General features: G+C 69.1%; 16 protein-coding genes. 13 read left to right on the forward strand and 3 right to left on the reverse strand.

The window, feature by feature from the left end; genetic code table 11:
- Positions 1–20: 20 nt before the first annotated feature.
- Entirely contained in the window at positions 21–335 is a 315-nt protein-coding gene (locus A8G15_RS14400) for a DUF2469 domain-containing protein (RefSeq protein WP_068160521.1), read from the forward strand.
- Between the two features lie 133 nt (positions 336–468).
- On the opposite strand, the gene A8G15_RS14405 is transcribed toward A8G15_RS14400, so the two are convergent.
- The gene (locus A8G15_RS14405; protein ID WP_068160524.1) at positions 469–1536 is read right to left on the reverse strand and encodes an NAD(P)H-dependent amine dehydrogenase family protein; all 1068 of its coding nucleotides are present in this window, start codon (positions 1534–1536) and stop codon (positions 469–471) included.
- Positions 1537–1639: 103 nt separating this feature from the next.
- Here A8G15_RS14405 and A8G15_RS14410 point away from each other — a divergent pair, with 103 nt between their 5' ends.
- The 5 genes from A8G15_RS14410 to A8G15_RS14430 all read left to right on the forward strand — a co-directional run bounded on the left by A8G15_RS14410 (position 1640) and on the right by A8G15_RS14430 (position 6465).
- The gene (locus A8G15_RS14410; protein WP_068160528.1) at positions 1640–2326 is read left to right on the forward strand and encodes a TetR/AcrR family transcriptional regulator; all 687 of its coding nucleotides are present in this window, start codon (positions 1640–1642) and stop codon (positions 2324–2326) included.
- 301 nt (positions 2327–2627) lie between these two features.
- Positions 2628–2984 carry a YraN family protein gene (locus A8G15_RS14415; RefSeq protein ID WP_068160531.1) on the forward strand — a complete coding sequence of 119 codons (357 nt, stop codon included), beginning with the start codon at positions 2628–2630 and terminating at the stop codon, positions 2982–2984.
- Positions 2984–4492, forward strand: coding sequence for a YifB family Mg chelatase-like AAA ATPase (locus A8G15_RS14420; protein ID WP_068160534.1), 1509 nt, complete (start codon positions 2984–2986; stop codon positions 4490–4492). Before A8G15_RS14415 ends, A8G15_RS14420 begins: the two co-directional genes overlap by 1 nt.
- Positions 4489–5640, forward strand: coding sequence for a DNA-processing protein DprA (gene dprA, locus A8G15_RS14425; RefSeq protein ID WP_068160536.1), 1152 nt, complete (start codon positions 4489–4491; stop codon positions 5638–5640). The genes A8G15_RS14420 and dprA overlap by 4 nt, the downstream gene beginning before the upstream one ends.
- A gap of 42 nt (positions 5641–5682) precedes the next feature.
- A complete protein-coding gene (locus A8G15_RS14430) occupies positions 5683–6465 on the forward strand; it encodes a siderophore-interacting protein (RefSeq protein ID WP_068160547.1) in 783 nt (260 codons plus the stop codon).
- A gap of 4 nt (positions 6466–6469) precedes the next feature.
- Here A8G15_RS14430 and A8G15_RS14435 read toward each other — a convergent pair whose 3' ends face one another.
- Positions 6470–7648 (reverse strand): multidrug effflux MFS transporter, encoded by a 1179-nt coding sequence (locus A8G15_RS14435; RefSeq protein WP_068160551.1) that lies wholly within the window; start codon positions 7646–7648, stop codon positions 6470–6472.
- 118 nt (positions 7649–7766) lie between these two features.
- Here A8G15_RS14435 and A8G15_RS14440 point away from each other — a divergent pair, with 118 nt between their 5' ends.
- Positions 7767–8690 carry a tyrosine recombinase XerC gene (locus A8G15_RS14440; protein ID WP_068160555.1) on the forward strand — a complete coding sequence of 308 codons (924 nt, stop codon included), beginning with the start codon at positions 7767–7769 and terminating at the stop codon, positions 8688–8690.
- Between the two features lie 662 nt (positions 8691–9352).
- Positions 9353–10324, forward strand: coding sequence for a MinD/ParA family ATP-binding protein (locus A8G15_RS14445; protein ID WP_068160733.1), 972 nt, complete (start codon positions 9353–9355; stop codon positions 10322–10324).
- A 12-nt stretch (positions 10325–10336) separates the two neighbouring features.
- Here the strand turns inward: A8G15_RS14445 and A8G15_RS14450 are convergent, their stop codons facing one another.
- Positions 10337–10822 carry a M23 family metallopeptidase gene (locus A8G15_RS14450; protein WP_068160558.1) on the reverse strand — a complete coding sequence of 162 codons (486 nt, stop codon included), beginning with the start codon at positions 10820–10822 and terminating at the stop codon, positions 10337–10339.
- Between the two features lie 315 nt (positions 10823–11137).
- Here A8G15_RS14450 and rpsB point away from each other — a divergent pair, with 315 nt between their 5' ends.
- From rpsB to A8G15_RS14475, 5 genes are all read left to right on the forward strand, one after another.
- The gene (gene rpsB, locus A8G15_RS14455; protein ID WP_068160563.1) at positions 11138–11965 is read left to right on the forward strand and encodes a 30S ribosomal protein S2; all 828 of its coding nucleotides are present in this window, start codon (positions 11138–11140) and stop codon (positions 11963–11965) included.
- Positions 11966–12094: 129 nt separating this feature from the next.
- The gene (gene tsf, locus A8G15_RS14460; RefSeq protein ID WP_068160566.1) at positions 12095–12919 is read left to right on the forward strand and encodes a translation elongation factor Ts; all 825 of its coding nucleotides are present in this window, start codon (positions 12095–12097) and stop codon (positions 12917–12919) included.
- Between the two features lie 176 nt (positions 12920–13095).
- Positions 13096–13824, forward strand: coding sequence for a UMP kinase (pyrH, locus tag A8G15_RS14465; protein ID WP_068160568.1), 729 nt, complete (start codon positions 13096–13098; stop codon positions 13822–13824).
- 28 nt (positions 13825–13852) lie between these two features.
- Positions 13853–14410 carry a ribosome recycling factor gene (gene frr / locus A8G15_RS14470; protein WP_068160580.1) on the forward strand — a complete coding sequence of 186 codons (558 nt, stop codon included), beginning with the start codon at positions 13853–13855 and terminating at the stop codon, positions 14408–14410.
- Complete coding sequence (locus A8G15_RS14475) at positions 14407–15342, forward strand: phosphatidate cytidylyltransferase (protein WP_425415094.1); 936 nt, start codon at positions 14407–14409, stop codon at positions 15340–15342. Before frr ends, A8G15_RS14475 begins: the two co-directional genes overlap by 4 nt.
- Positions 15343–15357: the final 15 nt, after the last annotated feature.

Consider the following 15357-nt stretch of genomic DNA (forward strand, 5'->3'; position numbering starts at 1 on the left):
ACGGGAGGACACCGAGACCGATGAGTGCCGAGGATCTCGAGAAGTACGAAACCGAGATGGAACTCTCGCTTTACCGGGAGTACCGGGACATCGTCGGTCAGTTCGCGTACGTGGTGGAGACCGAGCGCCGCTTCTACCTGGCGAACGCCGTCGAGCTGATCCCGCAGAACGTGGGCGGTGAGGTGTATTTCGAGGTGCGCATGTCGGACGCATGGGTGTGGGACATGTACCGTCCCGCCCGCTTCGTCAAGCACGTCCGGGTCATCACGTTCAAGGACGTCAACATCGAAGAACTGGACAAGCCGGAACTGCGGCTACCCGACAAGCTGGGCTGAGGTCCGCGCGCTGGTCCCGCGGGATCCGCCTGGTGCCGCGGAACCCCGGAGAGTCCGCGGTGCCGCGACCCGTGGCCGGGGGCGTGCCCGGCAGTGGCGCACCAGCGGATCCCGGCGTTCACGGAGGCGTCGATCACCGGTGCGAGCCGGGCATGACGCCGCGCGGCAGTACGAGCTGCAGGTCGTTGTAGGTGACGATGCCCGGAGCGGCAGCGACGACGGCGGGGATGGCGTTGATCGCCGGCATCGCGGTCATGATGTGGCCGAGCACCATGAATTCCTCGAGCGTGGTCGCCTCGAAGTCCGGTGGGGGCAGGAACCCCACCTTCATCGTGACGGTCGGCCGCCCGGCGACCTCGATGACCCATCCGTCCTGGTCGACGACCCAGTCCGGCTCCAGCGTCCGGCCCTTTCGCCAGCGTACCGTCAGTTCGACGCGGGTCGTGCCGTCGAGGATGCCCTTCCAGCTCACGTACACGCCGGCCACGCAGCCCGCGGGAATGGTCCACGAGCCGAGATCGAGATCCTCGGTGGTCTGTGCGTACTCGGCGTCGCAGCGCACCTCGTCGAACTCCACGCCCAGCGCGTCGCCGATCATCCGGACCGCCTCGCCGAACACGCCGGTGCCGTGCGCGGTCATCGCGGGTAGATCGGGGTTGTCGATCGGCTGACCGAATCCGACCGGTTTCTCGGTGTCCGGCGAATCGTAGAACGTCGTGTCGGCCGCCTCGTTGACCGTGATCCTGTCGACCCGGTCGCAGATTCCCGCGGCCACCACAGCCAGCTGATCGACGAACCCGGGGCTGATCCCCGAACCGAACATCGTCGACCCGCCCCGGATACAGGCGGCCATGAGGCGGTCGCGGCCCTCGCCCTGGTTGTGCCCCGTGATGAAGCATGCCGTGGACACCACGTTCACGCCTGCGGACAGGATGCGCTCCAGTTCCCCGACGTCGATCCACATCGGGTTGTACACCACGACATCGGGTTTCAGTGCCAGCAACTCGTCGACAGAATCCGTGGCCCGGATGCCGAGCGGGGCAGTGCCGGCGAGCTCGCCGGCGTCACGGCCGACCTTGTCCGGTGACCAGGCAAAACAGCCGACCAGTTCGTAGGCCGGATTTGCGGCGATGGCGGCCACCGAGCTCTTGCCGACATTGCCGGTGGTCCACTGGACCACCCGAAAGGGTGTCTGCGCCATAGATTCTCCCCGATGTGAACGAGATTCTCACGAGCGTGAGAAATGTAACACGGCAGGTGCGGCCAGGCCAGGCTCGATGCGGGCGGCTACTACACTGCAACCCGTGGCTGACAGGACCGGTACCGTAGGCGACCGGGCGCGTACCGGTGGGCGCCGTCGCGGGCGGCCTCCCCGGCTCAGCCGCGACCGGATCGTGGCGGCGGCACGAAGCCTGCCTCCGCAGGAACTGACGATGCAGGCGGTCGCCGATGTGCTGGGCGTCGACAGGTCGGCGGTCAACTACTACGTGGGAGACCGCGACGGCCTGCTCGAGATCGTCGTCGCCGACCTGTTCGAGGAGCGGCTACGGCAGGTGACCCTGCCCGATGACGAGGACTGGCGCGAACTGTTGTGCGCCTACGGAAACGCGATCCTGGACGGGGCGCTACGGCTCGGTGTCGCCGCCACGTACTTCCGGCTCGACGGGGCCGGTGGCGCAGCGGGGCTCGCGTTGGCCGAACGGGTACTGGGAACGCTCGCGCAGGCCGGATTCACCGCCGCCGACGCCGGCCGGATCCTGGCGCTGATCGCGGGCCTCGCGTTCTCGGCTGCGCGCACCGCCGCGACGATGCCGGGGACACGCGTCCATCCGCAGACACCCATCGCCGCGGAAGCCCTGAAGGACCGCGGCGGCGACTACCCCTTGCTGTGTCGCGTTGTCGCCGAACGGGAATCGGAGGACGCGGTCCAGCGAGACTTCGAGTTCGGCCTGCGGGTCGTCGTCGCCGGACTCGACCGCATGCTCGGCTGACGCCCGTCGCGACCACACGGCACTCACCCACCTGGGGGCCGCCGGCCAGGTGGGCGCCGCATCCGGTGCCGCGTGCGATCCGCGGACCGGGACGCCGCGCAGTTGTACAACTGCACGTGAGATCGGAGGAACCGACGGCCGTACCAGATCCCTCCGACGCGGCACCCGCCACCGGACGGCCGGGCCGCGAGTCTGTCCACAGCCGGACGATTCATCCACAGATTCGGCCGATTCCCGCGTCGCGCCTTCCGCATCGCCCACCGGGGGCCGCAGAGTGGGGGCACGTAGGGGAGGAGCGCGGATGGGACGCAATCAACAGTTGGGGGCGCTCGGGGAGGACCTGGCCGCCGAATTTCTCGAATCCATCGGAATGACGGTGCTCGAACGCAATTGGCGATGCCGCTACGGTGAGCTCGATCTCATCGCGCGAGACGGCGCGGTGCTGGTGTTCGTCGAGGTCAAGACTCGCACCGGCTTCGGATACGGCAGCCCCGCCGAAGCGGTGACGCCGGCGAAGGCCGATCGGATCCGCCGTCTCGCCGGTCTGTGGCTGACCGAACAGCAGACACGATGGCGCCGTATCCGCGTCGACGTCGTGACCGTGCTGGTCGTCGACGGAAACGCACCCATGATCACGCATCTGAAGCAGGTGCTGTGATGGCGCTGGGGAGAGCGTTCTCGGTCGCGGTCACCGGTGTCGACGGACAGGTCGTGGAGATCGAAGCCGACATCGGCCGGGGGCTGCCCGGCGTGAAGATGGTCGGATTGCCGGACACGGCGCTGCAGGAATCGCGCGATCGAGTGCGGGCGGCGGTGACGAATTCCGGTGGGGAATGGCCGGATTCGAAGGTGGTACTGGCGTTGTCACCGGCGACGCTGCCGAAAGTCGGCAGCGTGTACGACGTTGCCCTCGCGTGCAGCGTGCTCAACGCCGCGAAAGCGCTTCCGCTGGAAGCGTTGACGAAGACGATCCTGATCGGGGAACTTGCACTCGACGGACGGATCCGCCCGGTTCGTGGGGTGCTGCCGGCGGTGCTCGCGGCGGCCCGTGCGGGATGGGCACGCATCGTCGTGCCCACGGCGACGATGGCGGAAGCGGGTCTGGTCGACGGCATCGACGTGTTCGGCGCCGACACCCTCGCCGAGGTCGTGTTGTGGCTGCGCGGAGACGGGCCCCTGCACCGGCCGGACTCCAGGCCCGTGCTGCAACGCCCGGTGCGGGCGGATCTGAGTGAGGTCGTCGGACAGCTCGAGGCGCGGCGCGCCATCGAGGTCGCCGCGGCCGGAGCCCATCACCTCATGCTCACGGGGCCACCGGGAATCGGGAAAACGATGTTGGCGCAACGTCTTCCGGGGATCCTCCCGATCCTCTCCGAAGAGCACGCACTCGAGGTCACCGCGATCCACTCGGTTGCGGGTACGCTCAGCGCCGATCGGCCACTGGTCCTGGATCCGCCGTTCATCGCCCCGCACCACACGGCGTCGGTCAGTTCCCTCATCGGCGGGGGCACCGGCATGGCGAAACCCGGCGCGGTGAGCCGGGCGCATCGCGGAGTGCTGTTCCTCGACGAGGTCGCAGAGATGGGCATCAAGGCTCTCGAAGCGCTCCGCACCCCGCTCGAGGACGGGGAAGTACGGATCGCGCGTCGCGACGGAGTCGCCCGCTACCCGGCGAGATTTCAGCTGATCCTCGCTGCCAACCCGTGCCCGTGCGCGCCGCCGCGTGATGCGGATTGCGTGTGTGCCCCGACGGCACGCCGTCGCTACCTGGGCAGGCTGTCGGGACCGCTGCTCGACCGCGTCGATCTCCGGGTACGGATGGAATCGGTCGCGACGAGCGCGCTGATGGGCGACACGGGGGAGAGCACCGAGGACGTCCGCGCCCGCGTCGCCCGGGCGCGCGCAGCCGCTGCCGAGAGATGGGCGGAGTTCGGCTGGTCCACCAACGCGGAGGTTCCGGGCCCGGCGCTGCGCCAGCGGTTCCGCCTGTCGCCGGCCGCGCTCAAGCCGGTCGAATGGGCGCTACGGAAGGGCGCGATCACCGCGCGCGGGGCGGACAGGGCGATCAGAGTCGCCTGGACCGTCGCAGATCTCGCCGGGCTCGACCGGCCCGGGGAGACGGAGGTCGCGGCGGCACTGGACTTCCGGGATCGGGGTGTCGCGTGAACGCGCCGGACACACGCCGGCTTGCGTGGGCGTATCTGTCGACAGTGGCGCAGGGACCGTCGCGGCGGCTGGCAGATGCCGTCGCACAGCACGGACCCGAAGCGATCGCCGACGCGGTGCGCGAAGGAACGCCGGGATCCGAGATCTCCCGGCGCACCCGCGGGCGGGCCCATCTGGACAGCGCGGCCGCGGATCTCGAGATGGTCGCTCGGCTCGGCGGACGCTTGGTCACACCGGACGACGCCGAGTGGCCCGCATGGCAGTTGCTGCCGTTCGGTTCGCTCACCACCGGTACCGATTCCGACACCGGCCCGTTGGCATTGTGGGTGCTGGGACGCCGACCGCTCGACGAACTGTTCGAGCGTGCGGTCGCGGTCGTCGGCACGCGCGCCGCGAGCGGATACGGCGAACACGTCACTTCCGAGATCGCCGGTGATCTCGCGGTCGACGGCTGGACGGTGGTGTCGGGTGCGGCGTTCGGGGTCGACGCCGCAGCGCACCGCGCGGCGCTGGGGGTCGGCGGCACAACCGTCGCGGTGCTCGCGTGCGGAATCGACCGGGCGTATCCGTCGGCGCACACGGTGATGCTGCGCAGGATTGCCGAGCAAGGGGCGGTGATCAGCGAGTATCCGCCGGGCACGACGCCCGCCCGCTACCGGTTCCTGGCGCGCAACAGGTTGGTCGCCGCGTCGAGCAGCGCGGTCGTGGTCGTCGAGGCCGGGTGGCGCAGCGGTGCCCGTAACACCGCGTCGTGGGCGCGGCGACTGGGGCGTCCGGTCCTCGCGGTGCCGGGCCCGGTCACGTCGGCCGCCTCGCAGGGGTGCCACCGGATGATCCGGGAAGGGGAGGCGACACTGGTGGGGAACGCCCGCGAGGTGGTAGAGGCGGCAGGAGCGGTCGCGGTCGCCGACGACGGGGATGGGTCGTGGCGCCGTTCGCTCGACGGAATGTCCGGTGACATGGAGATGGTGTACGAGGCGTTCCCCGCGGTCGGGGCCTGCGGCGTCCCCGAACTGTCCGAATCGGCGGGACTGGACGTCGACCGGGTGCGCGCGGCGTTGCCGTTGCTCGAACTCGCCGGACTGGTCTCGCGCGACGACACAGGTTGGTCGCGGCGCGGCGGGCAGAACGGCGTGGTCGGCATGTAATGTCGATCAAGTTAGGTAACCCTGATAAATGGAGGTGACCAGGTGGCCCGACAGGCACCGAAATCGGCGGAGCTGACCGTCGTGCGGACCGAACGACTTTCCGACCATCTGACGCGCGTGTACTTCGGCGGCCCGGGATTCGCGCAGTTCGAACCCAGCGTCTTCACCGACTCCTACGTGAAGATCGAACTCGAATCCGCGGGTGAGACCGTCGTGCGGACCTACACGGTACGGTCCGTCGACGCCGAGCGCCGCGAGATCGCGATCGACTTCGTCGTCCACGGGGATCAGGGTGTCGCGGGTCCCTGGGCCGTGTCGGCCCGCCCGGGAGACACGGTGGTCGTGCGAGGACCGGGTGGTGCCTACCGTCCCGACCCGGAGGCCGACTGGCATCTCCTCGCCGGCGACGAGACCGCGATCCCAGCGATCGCCGCCGCACTCGAATCCCTCGCACCCGACGCGACCGGCCGGGTGTTCATCGAGGTCGCCGGAGCGGACGACGAGATCTCGTTGACCGCACCGGCGGGTGTCGAGATCACCTGGCTGCACCGTGGAACCGACGCGGGATCCGTCGACGCAGACCGTGCGGCCGCGAACGCGCCGCTGGTTGCAGCGGTGACCGGCGCGGAATGGCTGCCCGGCGCCGTGCACGCGTTCGTGCACGGCGAGGCCGAGACCGTGATGCACCACCTGCGCCCGTACATCCGCAAGGTACGCGGTGTGCCTGCGGCGCGAGCCTCGATCTCCGGCTACTGGAAGCGCGGTCGTACCGAGGAGACGTTCCGCGAGTGGAAGCGCGAACTGGCTGCGAGCGAAGTGGGCTGAGTTCTCATTCCCCGGCGGTGTGGTCGCGGGGCTCGCGCGTCAGCGTCAGCAGTGCAATGAGCGCGAGCCCCCCGCACACCACGATCGCGAGAGCCATCGGCACCGCGGTGCCCTCGCCACCCAACCCGACGAGTGGGGACACGAGTGCCGCGAGCCCGAACTGGGATGCGCCCATGACGGCCGAGCCGGTGCCCGCGGCCGAGGGGACCTGGGCCTGACCGAGAGCGGTCGCGTTGCCCATGATGAACCCGATGCTCGCGACGCACACCCACAGCAGCGGCAGGATTACCCAGCGTTCGGTCCCCGCGGCGATCGTCGCGATCAGCAGCAGGATCCCGGCCCCGAAGAGCAGGGCCGCGCCGAACCGCAGCAGGCTGCGCACCTCGATGCGGCCGATCAGTCGTGTATTGACGATGTTGGCGCCGACCAGTCCGATCGAGTTGACCGCGAAGACCAGCGAGAACTGGCCGGGCGACAGACCCAGGAGATCCTGCGTGACGAACGACGACGCCGAGATGTAGGCGAACATCGCGCCGAAACCGAGCGCGAACGTCGCGGCGTAGCCGACGAACCGGCGGTTGCGTGCGACATAGCCGAAATTGCGGGCGAGCGCGCTCAATCCGCCACCGTGGCGCTTTTCCGGCGGTAGCGATTCGGGAACGAAGGAGAGCACGCCGATCGTCATCACCACGGCCACGGCCGCCAGTACCCAGAAGATGCCGCGCCACCCGATCGGTCCGAGCAGGACACCACCGAGCAGCGGTGCGACGATCGGCGCGACACCGCCGATGATCATCATGACTCCGAACAACTTCGCGGCGGAGTTGCCCCGCGCCCGGTCGGCGATCACCGCACGCGCGAGAACGATGCCGGTGCCACCGCTGAAACCCTGGATCAATCGGGCCGCCACCAGCACCTCGATCGTCGGTGCCGTCGCGCACAGGACGCTGCTCAGCGCGAGCACGACGGTGCCGGCCAGCAACAGCCGTCGGCGTCCCCAGCTGTCGGACAACGGCCCGACGATCAGCTGTCCCGCACCGAGCCCGGCCATGAACGTCGTGAGGGTGAGCTGCACTCCGACGGTCGTGGTGCCCAGGCTCTCCGACATGACCGGGAGGCCGGGCAGATACATGTCCGTGGCCAGTGGCGCTGTCGCCGACAACAGTGCCAGCGCAAACAGCATCTGCAGAGGAATTGTTTTACTCACGAACTAACCTTAGTGGTCGACCGCGCGTGCCCCGTGGCACCCTTCCACGGCGCGGGAACTTGCGCGTATCCGCTCCGCCGAGCACCGTGACGACATGACCGACCTCCCGGCCCCGCTCGCGGTGCATCTCGAGGAATTCGCCGAGCACCTCGAATTGCAGGGCGGGCGCTCCGCGCACACGGTCCGCGCATACACCGCGGACGTCCGCTTCCTGCTGGAGCACCTCGAGACCGCACACCCCGGTGCCAGGATCACGGATCTGTCCCTCGACGTACTGCGATCGTGGCTCGCGACGCAGGTCGCAGGGGGTGCCGCCCGCACGACCCTCGCCCGGCGTACCTCGACCGCCCGGACGTTCACGGCGTGGCTCGTGCGGACGTCGCGACTCGATCACGACCCTGCGGCGCGGCTCGTCTCGCCGCGCGCGTATCGCACCCTGCCTGCGGTGCTGCGGTCCGACCAGGCACTCGAACTCATGGATGCCGCGGAATCCGGCGCCGCCGAACAGGATCCCGTGGCGATCCGCGACCGTCTGATCGTCGAGTTGTTGTACGCGACGGGGATCCGGGTCGGCGAGCTCTGCGGGCTCGACCTGGACGACGTCGACGCGGACCGGCGCGTGCTACGGGTGCTCGGCAAGGGCAACAAGGAACGGGTCGTGCCCTACGGAGCGCCGGCGGCAGCCGCGATCGAGGAGTGGCTGGGTCACGGACGGCCCGCCCTCGTGCGTGCGCCCTCCGGTCCGGCGCTCCTGCTGGGCAAGCGCGGAGGACGCATCGATCAGCGTCAGGTGCGCACCGTGGTGCACGACGCCGTGGCCGCGGTACCGGGCGCCCCGGATCTGGCGCCGCACGGGTTGCGGCACAGCGCGGCGACGCATCTGCTCGAGGGCGGTGCCGATCTGCGCGTCGTCCAGGAAGTCCTCGGGCACTCGAGTCTGGCGACGACGCAGCTCTACACACACGTCTCGGTCGCGCGCTTGCGTGCCGCCCACGAACAGGCCCATCCACGCGCCTGATCCGGCCTGACGGCGTCGGACGGATTTGGTAGCGTCCCCGCGTATTCGATCCGGGGGGGGAATCTGTGAACAGCGACGAGTCGCCGCATGCTCTTCCGGCCTGGCTCCGGGAGGAGCCGACGCCGGAGCCGGTGTCCACACCTGCCCGCCGTGGCTTCCTGCGCTCTGGCCGGTCCGCGCACGACGAGCCGCCGGAGCGGTCGGATCCACAGCCGGTACCGCCCCAACCGCTCCCGCCCCAGCCGCTCCCGTCCGTCGAGGCCGTGACGCAGGCGGCTGCCGCGAGCCCGGCTGCGGGAGTACCACCGGTCGTTCCGTCGAACCCGATCGCGTCGGTGCCGTTCGGCGTGCCGCTGGTGATGCCGGCAACCACACCTGTTCCCACCGGCGGACCCGCGGTTCCGGAGCCGGACCGGCCATCCGGGCCGGTCCCGCAGTCGCCCGCCGCCGTGCCGGCACCGCCGGCGGTGCCGGTACCGACTGCACCACCTGTCGAGCCTCGAATGTCGGTTCCGGTGGAGCCGAGGGTGACGCCGCAGGTGGTCGCCCAGCCCGTCCCGGAACCGGTCCGGTCGTGGTCGGCGCCGTCTCCGCTGCCACCTGCCGAGCAGCAGCTGTCACCGCCGGGGACCGGCACGTTGTCACCGCCGGGGACCGGCACGATGTCACCCGCTGCGCCGGATCATCAACCGTCGAGTCTCGATCTCGAATCCGGGGTGCTCGTCAAACGATCCCGCCGGTCGCCGTCGGGTGGGTGGCGACGAAGCGTGCATAGGCTGACCGGTGGCATGCTCGGTCCGGGTGAATCCGGCGACGAGTCCCGTCGGCAGGACATGGTCGACCGGATCCGTCAGCCCATCGGGGGTGACTACCGGATCGCGGTGTTGTCGCTGAAGGGCGGGGTCGGCAAGACCACGACGACCGTCGGTCTCGGATCGACGTTCGCGTCGCTGCGCGGGGACTGTGTGATTGCCGTCGATGCGAACCCCGATTTCGGGACGCTGGCTCAGCGGGTTCCCCAGCAGACGCATTCGACGGTTCGGGATCTGCTCGCGGCGGCGCCGCGCATCGAGCGGTATTCGGATGTGCGGGCTCACACGTCGCAGGCGTCGAGTCGTCTCGAGGTGCTGGCCAGCGAACGCGATCCGGCGGTGTCGGAGGCGTTCAGCGAGTCCGATTACCGGCAGGTCATCGAGATCCTGCAGGTGTACTACAACATCATCCTCACGGACTGCGGCACGGGCATCATGCATTCGGCGATGCGCGGGGTCCTCGATCTGGCGAACGCATTGGTGCTGGTCAGCTCGCCGGCGATCGACGGTGCCCGCAGTGCGGCCGCGACGCTGGACTGGCTGGAGCATCACGGTTTCGACGAGCTCGTCGCGCGTACGGTCGTCGTGATCAGTTCGGCGCGTCCGGGCGCGTCGAACATCGACATGGACGCGCTGACCGGTCATTTTCTGGCGCGGTGCCGCGCGGTGCAGGTGGTGCCGTTCGACGAGCATCTCGCCGAGGGCGCCGAACTGGACCTCGAGGCGATGCGTCCGGCGACGCGCCGAGCGTTCGTGGAACTCGCGGCAATGGTCGCCGACGACTTTCCGCCGGTGTCGGGGCGTCACGCCGTGCGGTGGTGAGCGCACCGCGGCTCAGACCGGTTCGAGTCGGATGACGGTCGGCCGGACCAGCGGTAGCGGATCGAGGTAGTCGTCCCGATCGCGGCGCAGACCCCAGTGCAGGCATGCCGGGACCGGACATCCTTCGTGTCCCGCCTCGAGGGTGCCGAGCCGGTCGCCGCGCGCGACCCGACGACCGGGGGTCACGCTCGCGGTCACCGGTTCGTAGGTGGTGCGCAGACCGCCCTCGTGGTCGACCGACACGACCGGTTTGCCGCCGACGACCCCGGCGAACACGACCGTGCCGTCCGCGGCGGATCGCACCACCTGCCCGGCGGATCCGGTCAGGTCGACGCCGCGATGTCCGGGCAGCCAGTCGTGTTCGGGAGGATCGAACGGTCGGGCGACCGCGGGCCGGGGTTGCAGCGGCCAGTCGTAGCCGGCCGGCGCGGCGTGCGCGGGCGGGCCGCACGCCAGCGTTGCCGTGACCGAGACGACGACCGTCCGGAAGATTCTCATCTGCCCAGAATTTCCCGTCGGGGGAGAGTCGGCCAGACCGCTGTCCGCGATTGTGGACAACTTGCCCGTGATGCACAGGCAGGACGCTCACGGCCGTTCACCGGCCGGTTTACGGTCGGGCGGGTACAGGCCGTACACTAGTCGGGCGGTCTGCGTTCGCAGATCGACTTCGCGCGTCCGCGCGCCGATCGTGCTGCGAGTTCCCGGGCACATCGGACATGGCCACCGGCTGGTCCCGCAAGGGTTCGGTGGGCATGCGGGCGCCAGGGCGGGCATCGTGCCCGCAGCAACCGAAACGAAAGGCAGAACACAGCTATGGCTGTCGTTACCATGAAGCAGCTGCTCGACAGCGGCGCGCACTTCGGCCACCAGACCCGTCGCTGGAACCCGAAGATGAAGCGGTTCATCTTCACCGACCGCAACGGCATCTACATCATCGATCTGCAGCAGACGCTGACCTACATCGACAAGGCCTACGAGTTCGTCAAGGAGACCGTTGCCCACGGCGGCACGGTCCTGTTCGTCGGCACCAAGAAGCAGGCCCAGGAGTCCATCGCGGAAGAGGCGACCCGTGTCGGGATGCCCTACGTGAACCAGCGCTGGCTCGGCGGCATGCTCACCAACTTCTCCACCGTCCACAAGCGCCTGCAGCGCCTGAAGGAGCTGGAGTCGATGGAGCAGACCGGTGGCTTCGAGGGTCGCACCAAGAAGGAAATCCTCATGCTCACGCGTGAGAAGACCAAGCTGGAGCGCACGCTCGGCGGCATCCGGGACATGGCCAAGGTTCCGTCGGCCATCTGGGTTGTCGACACGAACAAGGAGCACATCGCCGTCGGTGAGGCTCGCAAGCTGAACATCCCGGTCATCGCGATCCTCGACACCAACTGCGACCCGGACCTCGTCGACTACCCGATCCCGGGCAACGACGACGCGATCCGTTCCGCGGCGCTGCTGACCAAGGTCGTCGCGTCCGCCGTCGCCGAGGGCGTGCAGGCCCGTGCCGGCCAGAGCGCCGACAAGGACGCCAAGCCCGAGGCCGGCGCCGGTGAGCCGCTCGCCGAGTGGGAGCAGGAGCTGCTCGCGCAGGCCACCCCGGCCGCCGATGCAGAGGCTCCCGCCGCGGACGCAGCCCCCGAGGCCTGATCCGTTGCACGGCCCCGACCGCTCGATCGCGAGATCATGGTCGGGGCCGTTGCACTGCGGGCAGTCCCGCGCCGGTGCCGCCCGCACCCGATGAACTTTTCCTTCACAGACACAGGAGGCTCGCTCACCATGGCGAACTACACCGCCGCCGACGTCAAGCGTCTCCGTGAGCTCACCGGCTCCGGAATGCTGGACTGCAAGAACGCCCTCGCAGACAACGACGGCGACTTCGACAAGGCCGTCGAGCAGCTGCGCATCAAGGGCGCCAAGGACGTGGGCAAGCGCGCCGAGCGCTCCACGGCCGAGGGCCTGGTCGTCGCCAAGGACGGCGTTCTGATCGAGCTCAACTCGGAGACCGACTTCGTCGCCAAGAACGACGAGTTCCAGGCTCTCGCGGACAAGATCGTCACCGCGGCTGCTGCGGCTCGCCCGGCCGACCTCGAGGCCCTCAAGGCTGTCGACGTCGACGGCAAGACCGTCGGTGCCCTGGTCGAGGAGCTTTCGGCCAAGATCGGCGAGAAGCTCGAGCTGCGCCGCGTCGCCGTCGTCGACGGCCCGGTCGCCGTCTACCTGCACAAGCGCGCCACCGACCTGCCGCCGGCCGTCGGCGTGCTCGTCGCGTACTCCGGTGAGGGCGACGCCGCTGCCGAGGCCGCTCGCGCTGCTGCCATGCAGGTCGCGGCCCTCAAGGCCAAGTACACGACCCGTGACGAGGTTCCCGAGGACATCGTCGCCAACGAGCGTCGTATCGCCGAGGAGACCGCCAAGGCCGAGGGCAAGCCCGAGGCTGCTCTGCCGAAGATCGTCGAAGGCCGCGTCAACGGCTTCTTCAAGGACGTCGTGCTGCTCGAGCAGTCGTCGGTGACGGACTCGAAGAAGACCGTCAAGGCGATCCTCGACGAGGCCGGCGCCACGGTGTCCAGCTTCGTTCGTTTCGAGGTCGGCGCCAGCTAGTCCGATCTGTTCCTCGACCCCGCCGGCCTCGCGCCGAGCGGGGTCGAGGCGCGTCACGGCCCCGCTCGGCCAGGTCGTGACCCTCACGCCCCGGTCTCGGCCCTACGGTGGTGATGAGGCAGGATGATAGGGCCGATCCTGCGCGATCCGCGATCCGTCCCAACCAGAGGAGAGCCATGTCCGACCACGCCCACGAACGGCCCGGCTTCCGCCGGGTGCTCCTCAAGCTCGGTGGCGAGATGTTCGGCGGTGGGAAGGTCGGACTCGACCCCGACGTCGTGACGACGGTCGCGCAGCAGATCGCCGAGGTCGTGCGCAGTGGCGTCGAGGTCGCGGTCGTGATCGGTGGCGGCAACTTCTTCCGCGGTGCGGAACTGCAGCAGCGCGGCCTCGAGCGCGCCCGCTCGGACTACATGGGCATGCTCGGCACGGTCATGAATTCCCTTGCGCTGCAGGACTTCCTGGAGAAGGAAGGCATCGACACGCGCGTGCAGACGGCGATCACGATGGGGCAGGTCGCCGAACCGTACCTGCCGCTGCGTGCCCGTCGCCACCTCGAGAAGGGCCGCGTCGTGATCTTCGGTGCAGGCATGGGCATGCCGTACTTCTCCACCGACACCACCGCTGCGCAGCGCGCCCTCGAGATCGGTGCCGAGGTCGTGCTCATGGCCAAGGCCGTCGACGGTGTCTACTCCGCCGACCCGCGGGTCGACGCCGACGCGACGATGTTCACCGAGATCACCCATCGCGAGGTCATCGAGAAGGACCTCAGGGTCGCCGACGCCACGGCCTTCAGCCTGTGCATGGACAACGACATGCCGATCATGGTCTTCAACCTGCTGACCAAGGGCAATATCGCCCGGGCCGTCGCCGGTGAGAAGATCGGAACACTCGTACGGTCATGATTGGACAACGGAACATGGAGGAACTGCCGTGATCGATGAAGCCCTCTTCGAGGCCGAGGAGAAGATGGAGAAGGCCGTCACGGTGGCCAAGGACGACCTCGGCGGCATCCGTACCGGTCGGGCCAACCCCGGCATGTTCAACCGCATCGTCGTCGACTACTACGGTTCGCCGACGCCGGTCACCCAGATCGCCAGCATCAACGTGCCCGAGGCCCGCATGGTGATCGTCAAGCCCTACGAGGCGTCGCAGCTCGGTGCGATCGAGACCGCGATCCGCAACTCGGACCTCGGCGTGAACCCCACCAACGACGGCAACATCATCCGCATCTCGGTTCCGCAGCTCACCGAGGAGCGGCGCCGCGAACTGGTCAAGCAGGCCAAGTCCAAGGGTGAGGACGCGAAGGTCTCGGTGCGCAACGTCCGCCGCAAGGCGATGGACGAGCTGAACCGCATCCAGAAGGACGGCGAGGCCGGCGAGGACGAGGTCACCCGCGCCGAGAAGGACCTCGACAAGACCACCGCCAAGTACGTGGCGCAGATCGACGATCTGGTCAAGCACAAGGAAGCCGAGTTGATGGAGGTCTGACAGTGGGTCGAGCCGACGGGCCGTCCGGCCCGCAGCTTCCACTCGATTCCGGTGACAGCGCCGGAATCACACCCGCTGCTCCGGCCGCGGAACACGCACCCGCACCGGAGAAGGCATCCAAGGCCGGCCGGAATCTGCCGGCCGCGATCGGCGTGGGCGTCGCCCTCGGCGCACTCGTCATCGGCATCCTGTTGTTCGCGCCGACCGCGTGGCTGGCGGTCGTCGCGATCGCGATCGCGATCGCGACGTGGGAGGTCACCAAGCGACTGCGCGAGGCGGACGTCCGCGTCCCGCCGATCCCGCTGCTGGCCGGCGGGCAGGCGATGATCTGGCTCGGCTGGCCCTACGGCCCGACCGGGGTTCTGGCCGCATTCGCGGGCACAGTCGTGGTCTCCATGCTCTGGCGGCTGTTCGAGCGCGGCCTCACCGCACAGCCGCACAACTACCTGCGCGACACGGCGGTGACCGTCTTCACCGCCGCGTGGCTGCCGCTGCTCGCGTCGTTCGCGACACTGATGGTGCTCGAGGATCAGGGCGCGCAACGCGTGTTCTGCCTCATGATCGTGTGCGTCTCGTCGGACGTGGGTGGCTACGCCGCCGGGGTGCTGTTCGGCAAGCATCCGATGGCCCCCGCGATCAGCCCGAAGAAGTCCTGGGAGGGCTTCGCCGGTTCGCTGATCGCGTGCGTCGTCGCGGGCGTGCTCACCGTGACGTTGATGCTCGACGCCGCGTGGTGGGTCGGGGTGCTGCTCGGTCTGCTGCTGGTGCTGTGCGCGACCGCCGGTGACCTCATCGAATCGCAGGTCAAACGCGACCTCGGAATCAAGGACATGGGCACTCTGCTGCCCGGCCACGGCGGCATCATGGACCGGCTGGACTCGATCCTGCCGTCCGCGTTCGTCACCTGGCTGGTCCTCGCAGCGTTCGTGTAGTGGCCGTGCGACGCG

Source organism: Rhodococcus phenolicus (genome assembly GCF_001646785.1).
Lineage (GTDB): Bacteria > Actinomycetota > Actinomycetes > Mycobacteriales > Mycobacteriaceae > Rhodococcus > Rhodococcus phenolicus.

Coding starts and splice junctions, on each gene's coding strand:
- A8G15_RS14400 (WP_068160521.1), top strand. CDS start 21: ATGAGTGCCGAGGATCTCGAGAAGTACGAAACCGAGATGGAACTCTCG.
- A8G15_RS14405 (WP_068160524.1), bottom strand. CDS start 1,536: ATGGCGCAGACACCCTTTCGGGTGGTCCAGTGGACCACCGGCAATGTC.
- A8G15_RS14415 (WP_068160531.1), top strand. CDS start 2,628: ATGGGACGCAATCAACAGTTGGGGGCGCTCGGGGAGGACCTGGCCGCC.
- A8G15_RS14420 (WP_068160534.1), top strand. CDS start 2,984: ATGGCGCTGGGGAGAGCGTTCTCGGTCGCGGTCACCGGTGTCGACGGA.
- A8G15_RS14435 (WP_068160551.1), bottom strand. CDS start 7,648: ATGCTGTTTGCGCTGGCACTGTTGTCGGCGACAGCGCCACTGGCCACG.
- A8G15_RS14440 (WP_068160555.1), top strand. CDS start 7,767: ATGACCGACCTCCCGGCCCCGCTCGCGGTGCATCTCGAGGAATTCGCC.
- A8G15_RS14445 (WP_068160733.1), top strand. CDS start 9,353: ATGTCACCCGCTGCGCCGGATCATCAACCGTCGAGTCTCGATCTCGAA.
- A8G15_RS14450 (WP_068160558.1), bottom strand. CDS start 10,822: ATGAGAATCTTCCGGACGGTCGTCGTCTCGGTCACGGCAACGCTGGCG.
- rpsB (WP_068160563.1), top strand. CDS start 11,138: ATGGCTGTCGTTACCATGAAGCAGCTGCTCGACAGCGGCGCGCACTTC.
- tsf (WP_068160566.1), top strand. CDS start 12,095: ATGGCGAACTACACCGCCGCCGACGTCAAGCGTCTCCGTGAGCTCACC.
- pyrH (WP_068160568.1), top strand. CDS start 13,096: ATGTCCGACCACGCCCACGAACGGCCCGGCTTCCGCCGGGTGCTCCTC.